Raw genomic sequence first — 7293 nt, 5'->3', positions numbered from 1 at the left:
TCTTCCCTTCTTCCAGATTGTATTCCAGATTGGAATATCCTGTTACAAGTTCCGCTGCTTTTTTCATATGTTCTTCGCAGATCGGCGCCCTTCCCAGATTGGTGTGAAGAACCGTTCCGGTTCCGTTTATCACCTTGCGCATATTGGGCGTGTGAAGAGACTTCACAGCCCGGGCCACATCATCTTTAAGAGCATTGATCTTACCGAGTGCCTCTCCCTCGTCTGTGCATGTCCCGATAAAGGCGCGCAGACGGTCTGTCTGGGTACGCACTGCCTCCATGACTGTATCACGGCTGTAATTTTCAATCAGTCCCTGTATCTGCTCATCTGCAAGCAGCACATCCACTTTGGGTATGCTGCGGTATAAACTTTTTTTATCCATTTTTCTTTCCTCTCGTTGCCGCTGACATTTTTGTCAGCATTTCTGATCTTACAGAGGGCTTTAGAATAAGCGGATCAGTTTGTCGCTTTTTGGCGCCACTTTTCCGATTATGGATACAGTTGTCTCCATACCGGCATGTTCAAAGTCACGCATCATTCCCTCTACATCATCCGGGGAAACGCTCAGCAGCAGTCCTCCGGATGTCTGCGGATCATACAGAAGATCTACATAACACTCTTCAATAGATCCTGTCTCCACCTTGCCGATGGAGTATCCCCTGTTTTTATAAGTCCCTGCCGGGACAAGTCCCATTTTGGCATAATCAATGGCATCTGCCATATAGGCAATATCCTTTACTTTAAGCTCAAAGGTTACATCGCTTGCCTCAGCCATCTCCACACAATGGCCGAGAAGACCAAAACCGGTAATGTCGGTACATGCGGATACATGATACCGTTCTGTCACCCGCTTTGCAATCCTGTTCAAGGATGCCATAACCATCTGCGCTTCTTTCACTGCGGACGGAGAAGCCATCTCTGCCTTGATGGCAGTATTAATGACGCCGCTTCCGATCTGCTTTGTCAATACCAGCACATCTCCCGGCCTGCATCCGTAATTTTTGAAAATCTTATCCGGATGTACAAAACCGGACACACACAGCCCGTATTTCGGCTCGTCATCCTGCACGGAATGCCCTCCTACAAGGACCGCACCTGCTTCTTTTACTTTGTCTGCGCCCCCTGCAAGGATATCTCCCAGGATCGCCGGGTCCAGACAATTAGGAAATCCGACAATATTCAGCGCAACTGCCGGTTCTCCTCCCATGGCCCACACATCGCTCAAAGAATTGGCCGCTGCAATCTGTCCGAACATATAAGGATCATCTACAATCGGCGTAAAAAAGTCTACTGTCTGAATCATAGCTATATCGTCTGTTACCTTATATATTGCTGCATCGTCGGAAGTCTCGATTCCAACCAGCAGATTATCATCCTGGAATTTCGGCAGCTTGCCCAGAACCTGAGCAAGGGTCTCCGGACCAATTTTAGCCGCTCATCCGGATGTTTTGCTTAATGTTGTCAGTCTTACATCTGATTTCATTTTTCTTCCCCCTTTTTACGGATTTGTGGCTCTTTATCCACTTATAGATTCAGTCTATCACTGATAATGCAAAAGGTAAAGAAAAATATTGATTTCGCGTGCGTCACGGGCTAAAATAATGTCTGCGACTATGAATATTATTTATTATAGAGAGGATTTTACAGATTATGTGGATTGCAGATAAATGGAAAGATTATGAAGTACTGGACTGCAGCAACGGAGAAAAGCTGGAACGCTGGGGCAAATACCTTCTGGTCCGCCCGGACCCTCAGGTCATCTGGAATACTCCCAGAAAACTCCCCGGATGGAAGTCAAGAAACGCCCATTATCACCGGAGCAAAAAAGGCGGCGGCGAATGGGAATTTTTCGATCTCCCGCAGCAATGGTCCATCCATTACCGGGATCTGACTTTTAACCTGAAGCCCTTTAATTTCAAGCACACAGGACTGTTTCCCGAACAGGCCGCTAACTGGGACTGGTTTTCCGAAAAAATTAAAAACGCCGGGCGGCCGGTTAAAGTTCTGAACCTTTTCGCCTACACAGGTGGCGCTACTCTTGCCGCCGCTGCCGCGGGAGCTTCCGTTACCCATGTGGACGCTTCCAAGGGAATGGTGACATGGGCCAAGGAAAACGCCGTTTCATCGGGACTGAAAGAGGCACCCATCCGCTGGCTTGTAGATGACTGCGTCAAATTCGTGGAACGGGAGATACGCCGGGGAAATCATTATGACGCCATTATCATGGACCCTCCGTCATACGGAAGAGGCCCCAAAGGGGAAATCTGGAAAATCGAAGAATCCATACATCCCTTTATTCATCTGTGTACAAAGATTTTGTCGGATGATCCCCTGTTCTTCCTTGTAAACTCTTATACAACCGGACTGGCGCCTGCCGTCCTTACTTATATGCTCAGTACAGAGCTGAAAAAATACCACGGACATGTAGAATCTCAGGAGATTGCCCTTCCGGTTACCAGTACAGGCCTTTATCTCCCCTGCGGAGCATCCGGAAGATGGGAAAAATAGTCCGGATAAGCACAATTTATGCTTTTTTTTGTACATTCTTTGCTATTATGCTTCTCCGTATTGTATTTCCCTCTTTTGTCTGGTAAATTGAACTTATGATGAAAATTAAAATACTGAAAAACAAAGAAGAATTAAATAATCTTGCCCCACTGGAAATCACTCATCTCCTGTGGGGTACAAAATCCATCCCCCGCACTTACTTTTATATTGGTTTTATTCCAGAGGATGGATTTTATGTGCGTATGGTATGCGAAGAAAAGGACCCCTTACGCACCTACACGGAAGATTTTGACCCCGTTTACCGGGACAGTGCCATGGAAGCGTTTTTTCAGTTCATTCCGGAACAGGAAGTCTATCTTAATTTCGAAGTGAACGCCAACGGCGCCCTCCTTGCCGCTTACGGCCCATCCAGAGTGTACCGTTCCTATTTTTCCAAAGAGGACATGGCAATGTTCCAGTGCCGGACCGAAATCGAGGAAGACCGGTGGACTGCTTCTATCCGCATTCCCCTCTCCGTACTGGAGCACATTTACGGGGCACTTTCATTCAAAGCCGGAGATACCATCTCCTGCAACTTTTACAAAATTTCCGAGACAAAAGACGTGGAACATTATGCAGCGTATGCACCGATTCTTTCTTCCACTCCGTCTTTCCATCTGCCGGAATATTTTGCTTCTGCAATATTGGAATAATTTGTATCAGGAGGATATATTTCTATGAAAATCTACAAAACAAAAAATTACGAAGAAATGAGCCGTAAAGCGGCGCACATCATCTCTGCACAGGTTACTTTAAAACCTGACAGCGTTCTCGGTCTTGCCACCGGCTCCACGCCGATCGGGACCTATGAAAATCTGGTGAAGTGGTATGAAGATGGAGATTTGGATTTTTCCGAAATCACAACAGTGAACCTAGACGAATACAAAGGGCTTCCACGGGACAATGACCAGAGCTACTATTACTTTATGCACCATCATCTTTTTGATCATGTCAACATTCCAGACGGCCGTACACATCTGCCGGACGGTACAAAAGAGGACAGCGATCAGGAATGCAGACAGTATGAAGAGCTGATCCAGTCGCTTGGCGGAGTTGATCTGCAGCTTCTTGGTCTGGGACACAATGGACACATCGGTTTCAACGAACCAGATGATATCTTCCCTGATGATACTCACTGTGTCAATCTGCAGGAACGCACGATCGAAGCAAACAAACGATTCTTCGCATCCGCCGACGAAGTTCCCCGTCAGGCTTACACTATGGGGATCGGTACCATTATGAGGGCAAAAAAAATCCTTATCGTGGTCAGCGGCGCCGACAAGGCGGATACTGTAAAGGAAGCATTTTTCGGACCGATCACTCCAAAGGTACCGGCATCCATCCTTCAGCTTCATCCGGATGTAACACTGGTAGCTGACGAAGCAGCATTATCTAAGATTGATTAAAAAATAACAGGGGACGTAGCAAACTTGCATTTTGTTACGTTTCCCGTTATTTTTTTATCATTTCATATGTTCCAACAAGTCTATCACTTCATACAAATCCCTGCATATCCGATAGGCTGTCCTTTTCATAACCTCGTCCGGCTGTACCAGGTCCGGTATCATCACCGCATACATTCCAGCCCGGCTGGCAGAGTATATTCCATTAGGCGCATCCTCCAGGGCCATAGCATTTTCAGGCTCGGTTCCAAGCTTTTGACATGCAGTTTCATAGATTTCAGGATCCGGTTTGGCGTTTTCAACCATATCTCCAAACACACAATTATCAAAATAATCGTATATCCCTTTTTCCTTCATTGCATTTACTGCATGTACTTGGCGGGATGAGGTAGCAACTCCCATCTTGTACCCATGCTGCTTTCCATACTCCAGAAGAGCCCTTACTCCCGGTTTCAGAGGAACACCCTCCTCCCTGGCTATTTCATAGTAAATTTCTCTTGTTCTTTCTGCAAAACGATCCATTGGAAAATCCATACCATAAACTCTTTTGAAATAGTCTGTCCGGCTTTTCAGATTCATTCCCAGCGTATTGTAAATATTCTCGCCAACCAGCCCGAATCCCAACTCATTGCCTGCTATATTCCAAGACCTTTGCACTACTCGCTCTGAATCAAACAAAAGGCCGTCCATGTCAAAAATCAATGCTTCTATCATTTACTAACGTCTCCAGGTGTCCTTTCTAAAACTCGATTCCCTGTCCCAGGGCATCTTTTAAATATGAAGTCACATCTTCCAGCTTCTTTACCATTTCCTGCTTTTCTTCCCATTCGTCGCCTGATAATTCTTTATTTACAAGAGCATTTTTTACATGTTTCAATTCTCTGATCAGTTCTTCTGTCATAACAATTTCCCTCCCTCTTTGTTCTGACCGCCAAGTCCGGTGGCAGCCAGGCTGTTTCTATACATTTATTTTAATCCACAATGTCTGCCTTGTCCAGTTTTGAAAAGTAAATGCGGCCATTCCTTTTTTGATCAGAATGACCGCATTCATCGTCCGGATCTGGATATTCCTTTTTCCATGAATTACATATTCTCCTTCATTTTATACTTTTTCTTCGTCACTTCCACTTCTTTCGTATAGTCCGTACGTCCGGTGCTGTATTGCATTTCTCTGAAACCGTGGTCTACTCCCGGCTGATTTACAAGGCTCATTTCTTTTCTTAACTTTTCCTTGGGAATGTCTCCTGCATCATCCACAGCTTTCCAGAAATGAGTCAACGCAAATGCTGTACGGCTTCCAAAACGAAGTTTACCAGCGTCTTCTCCGGTTCCTCTGGTTCTGACACCAATCCAATACTCTGCAAACATCCAGCAAACAACAACCAGAACAACAGCAAACAATAAAATAGATAATACTTCTGCCGTCATAACACAGCACTCCTTTCTTCTTTATTATATGAATAATTGTAGTTCTGTTTTTAGTATTAGTCAATAATTTATCTGTATTTTCTTTCAATTTTAAATAAATTTCTGATATAATTTAATATAAATGATACAAGGGACAAAGGGGGAAGCAACATGAGTGACATCTCTTTACTAAAAAAGGAATTATTTACTCTTCTGAGAGAAAAAGGGGCAAAACTGACAGGAGTCGCCGATTTATCCGGAGTCGTTGATGGAAATATGAAAACGGGCGTTTCTGTAGCTGTTCCCGTACCAAGACACATTGTTCAGGATCTGAAAACAGCTCCTACAAAAGAATATTATAACGCCTACCATTCTCTGAACGCCAGATTGGATGAAATCGTCTCATGCGGAGCCGAATTTTTGACAAAAAATGGCTTTAACGCATATGCCAATACAACGAAGACAGTAAAACAAAATGACGAACGGCGGACACCGCTCCCCCACAAAACCGTAGCAACAAGAGCAGGACTTGGCTGGATCGGAAAAAGCTGCCTGCTTGTCACAAAAGAATATGGAAGTGCTATCCGGCTGTCCAGCCTCGTTACGGACGCTCCTCTTCCTTTTGATCTTCCAGTCACCAAGAGTCAATGCGGCACCTGCGACATCTGTGTGAAAAGCTGTCCGGCAAGGGCTCTGACCGGGCATTTATGGAACCCCGAAACAAAACGGGAAGAGCTCTTCCACCGGGAAATCTGTTACAGCACACAACTTCAGCGTATGAAAGAATCCACTGGCATTGAAGCTGATCTGTGCGGCCTTTGTTTTGCTGTGTGTCCTTATACACAGAAATGGTTGAATGCGCCTGAATAAAAAAGAGAGACGGAGACGCGAAAAACGGACCATTTCGGACAGAACGTTAAAGCTGTTCAACCGTATCAGTGGAATGCAAGTAATAATGTATTGCTATTGTACGGACATTTGTGTATGATAAAGAAAAAGATATGCACGAGAAAGGAGCGTTGTTATTATGGCAAAGTCAGCAAATTTATATGCGAGAATAGAGCCTGAAATCAAAGAGCAGGCTGAAAAAATCCTCTCCACACTGGGTATTCCTGCTTCTAATGCTATCAATATGTTTTATAAACAGATTATCTTACATCGAGGACTTCCCTTTGAAGTAAAAATCCCAGACAGAACGCCCACAGATATAAGTATGCTGGGAACAGAAGAACTGCACGTAGAGCTGGAGAAAGGATATGCGGATATGAAAGCAGGTCGAACCAAAGATGCAAAGACGGTTTTTGCTGATATTCGCAAAGATTATGGCTTATGATTTTTAACGTAGTCACGTCAATGCAGGCTGAGGAAGATTTGCGAGGGATATTTGAGTATATCGCTTTTGAACTTTTGTCACCAGAAAATGCAGGAAAGCAACTGGAACGTTTGGAAAAACAGATATTAAGTTTAGATGAAATGCCGGAACGCTTTCCGAGATATGGGAAAGAACCGTGGTATAGCCGAGGTTTACGTTTTGTTGCGATAGATAACTATATCGTGTTTTATCTTCCAGATGCGGAAGAACAGGTGGTAACAATTCTTCGTGTTATGTACAGCGGACGCAACATTGAAGAACAGTTAAGCGTCCATACAAAGCAATAAACAATTTCATATCCCACACAAAGCGGTTACTCCTTTGGAGATCAACCGCTTTTTCTATACTTATATTTAAGATAGGAGTGATTGATTGAGAAATATTTATGCAAAAATAAAAACCCGATAAAAAATTGGTTAAAAATTGGTTAAATGAACGGTAAATGAAAAAAGGGTAAATGAAAAAACGGTAAATGAAAAAAGGTAAATGAAAAAAGGTAAATGAAAAAATGGTTAAATGAAAAACTAATTTCCACCATCGGATCTTATCGATAAATAAAGGATT

At 44.0% G+C, this 7293-nt stretch carries 10 protein-coding genes and 1 pseudogene; 6 read left to right on the top strand and 5 right to left on the bottom strand.

The genetic code is table 11. The features are described 5' to 3' along the window. Both WJ238_RS04595 and selD read right to left on the bottom strand, forming a co-directional pair. Positions 1 to 382 (bottom strand): annotated as a pseudogene (locus WJ238_RS04595) (L-seryl-tRNA(Sec) selenium transferase); the annotation flags it as partial. 60 nt (positions 383 to 442) lie between these two features. Next, positions 443 to 1483 (bottom strand): selenide, water dikinase SelD, encoded by a 1041-nt coding sequence (selD, locus tag WJ238_RS04590; protein WP_230107023.1) that lies wholly within the window; start codon positions 1481 to 1483, stop codon positions 443 to 445. A gap of 167 nt (positions 1484 to 1650) precedes the next feature. Here selD and WJ238_RS04585 point away from each other — a divergent pair, with 167 nt between their 5' ends. From WJ238_RS04585 to nagB, 3 genes are all read left to right on the top strand, one after another. After that, positions 1651 to 2508, top strand: coding sequence for a class I SAM-dependent methyltransferase (locus WJ238_RS04585; protein WP_230107024.1), 858 nt, complete (start codon positions 1651 to 1653; stop codon positions 2506 to 2508). Positions 2509 to 2603: 95 nt separating this feature from the next. Beyond that, positions 2604 to 3200 (top strand): carbohydrate-binding family 9-like protein, encoded by a 597-nt coding sequence (locus WJ238_RS04580; RefSeq protein ID WP_230107025.1) that lies wholly within the window; start codon positions 2604 to 2606, stop codon positions 3198 to 3200. A 24-nt stretch (positions 3201 to 3224) separates the two neighbouring features. After that, on the top strand, positions 3225 to 3953 hold the full coding sequence (gene nagB, locus WJ238_RS04575) for a glucosamine-6-phosphate deaminase (RefSeq protein WP_230107026.1): 729 nt from the start codon (positions 3225 to 3227) through the stop codon (positions 3951 to 3953). A 57-nt stretch (positions 3954 to 4010) separates the two neighbouring features. On the opposite strand, the gene WJ238_RS04570 is transcribed toward nagB, so the two are convergent. The 3 genes from WJ238_RS04570 to WJ238_RS04560 all read right to left on the bottom strand — a co-directional run bounded on the left by WJ238_RS04570 (position 4011) and on the right by WJ238_RS04560 (position 5378). After that, positions 4011 to 4664 carry an HAD family hydrolase gene (locus WJ238_RS04570; protein WP_230107027.1) on the bottom strand — a complete coding sequence of 218 codons (654 nt, stop codon included), beginning with the start codon at positions 4662 to 4664 and terminating at the stop codon, positions 4011 to 4013. Positions 4665 to 4689: 25 nt separating this feature from the next. After that, positions 4690 to 4851 carry a hypothetical protein gene (locus WJ238_RS04565; protein WP_230107028.1) on the bottom strand — a complete coding sequence of 54 codons (162 nt, stop codon included), beginning with the start codon at positions 4849 to 4851 and terminating at the stop codon, positions 4690 to 4692. Positions 4852 to 5033: 182 nt separating this feature from the next. Beyond that, positions 5034 to 5378, bottom strand: coding sequence for a hypothetical protein (locus WJ238_RS04560; RefSeq protein WP_230107029.1), 345 nt, complete (start codon positions 5376 to 5378; stop codon positions 5034 to 5036). Between the two features lie 150 nt (positions 5379 to 5528). Here WJ238_RS04560 and WJ238_RS04555 point away from each other — a divergent pair, with 150 nt between their 5' ends. The 3 genes from WJ238_RS04555 (at position 5529) to WJ238_RS04545 (ending at position 7016) form a co-directional block, all read left to right on the top strand. Further along, positions 5529 to 6227, top strand: a complete 699-nt coding sequence (locus tag WJ238_RS04555) for a 4Fe-4S double cluster binding domain-containing protein (protein WP_337606279.1) — start codon at positions 5529 to 5531, stop codon at positions 6225 to 6227. Positions 6228 to 6381: 154 nt separating this feature from the next. Then, positions 6382 to 6690 carry a type II toxin-antitoxin system RelB/DinJ family antitoxin gene (locus tag WJ238_RS04550; RefSeq protein ID WP_230107550.1) on the top strand — a complete coding sequence of 103 codons (309 nt, stop codon included), beginning with the start codon at positions 6382 to 6384 and terminating at the stop codon, positions 6688 to 6690. After that, on the top strand, positions 6687 to 7016 hold the full coding sequence (locus tag WJ238_RS04545; protein WP_230107031.1) for a type II toxin-antitoxin system RelE/ParE family toxin: 330 nt from the start codon (positions 6687 to 6689) through the stop codon (positions 7014 to 7016). The genes WJ238_RS04550 and WJ238_RS04545 overlap by 4 nt, the downstream gene beginning before the upstream one ends. Positions 7017 to 7293: the final 277 nt, after the last annotated feature.

Source organism: Claveliimonas sp. (assembly GCF_037273965.1).
GTDB lineage: Bacteria > Bacillota > Clostridia > Lachnospirales > Lachnospiraceae > Claveliimonas > Claveliimonas bilis.
This window is presented reverse-complemented; position numbering and strand designations above follow the sequence as displayed.

What these genes read in the sequence shown, in the direction of transcription:
- WJ238_RS04585 (WP_230107024.1), top strand. Translation starts at nt 1,651, where the DNA reads ATGTGGATTGCAGATAAATGGAAAGATTATGAAGTACTGGACTGCAGC.
- WJ238_RS04580 (WP_230107025.1), top strand. Translation starts at nt 2,604, where the DNA reads ATGATGAAAATTAAAATACTGAAAAACAAAGAAGAATTAAATAATCTT.
- nagB (WP_230107026.1), top strand. Translation starts at nt 3,225, where the DNA reads ATGAAAATCTACAAAACAAAAAATTACGAAGAAATGAGCCGTAAAGCG.
- WJ238_RS04570 (WP_230107027.1), bottom strand. Translation starts at nt 4,664, where the DNA reads ATGATAGAAGCATTGATTTTTGACATGGACGGCCTTTTGTTTGATTCA.
- WJ238_RS04565 (WP_230107028.1), bottom strand. Translation starts at nt 4,851, where the DNA reads ATGACAGAAGAACTGATCAGAGAATTGAAACATGTAAAAAATGCTCTT.
- WJ238_RS04560 (WP_230107029.1), bottom strand. Translation starts at nt 5,378, where the DNA reads ATGACGGCAGAAGTATTATCTATTTTATTGTTTGCTGTTGTTCTGGTT.
- WJ238_RS04555 (WP_337606279.1), top strand. Translation starts at nt 5,529, where the DNA reads ATGAGTGACATCTCTTTACTAAAAAAGGAATTATTTACTCTTCTGAGA.
- WJ238_RS04545 (WP_230107031.1), top strand. Translation starts at nt 6,687, where the DNA reads ATGATTTTTAACGTAGTCACGTCAATGCAGGCTGAGGAAGATTTGCGA.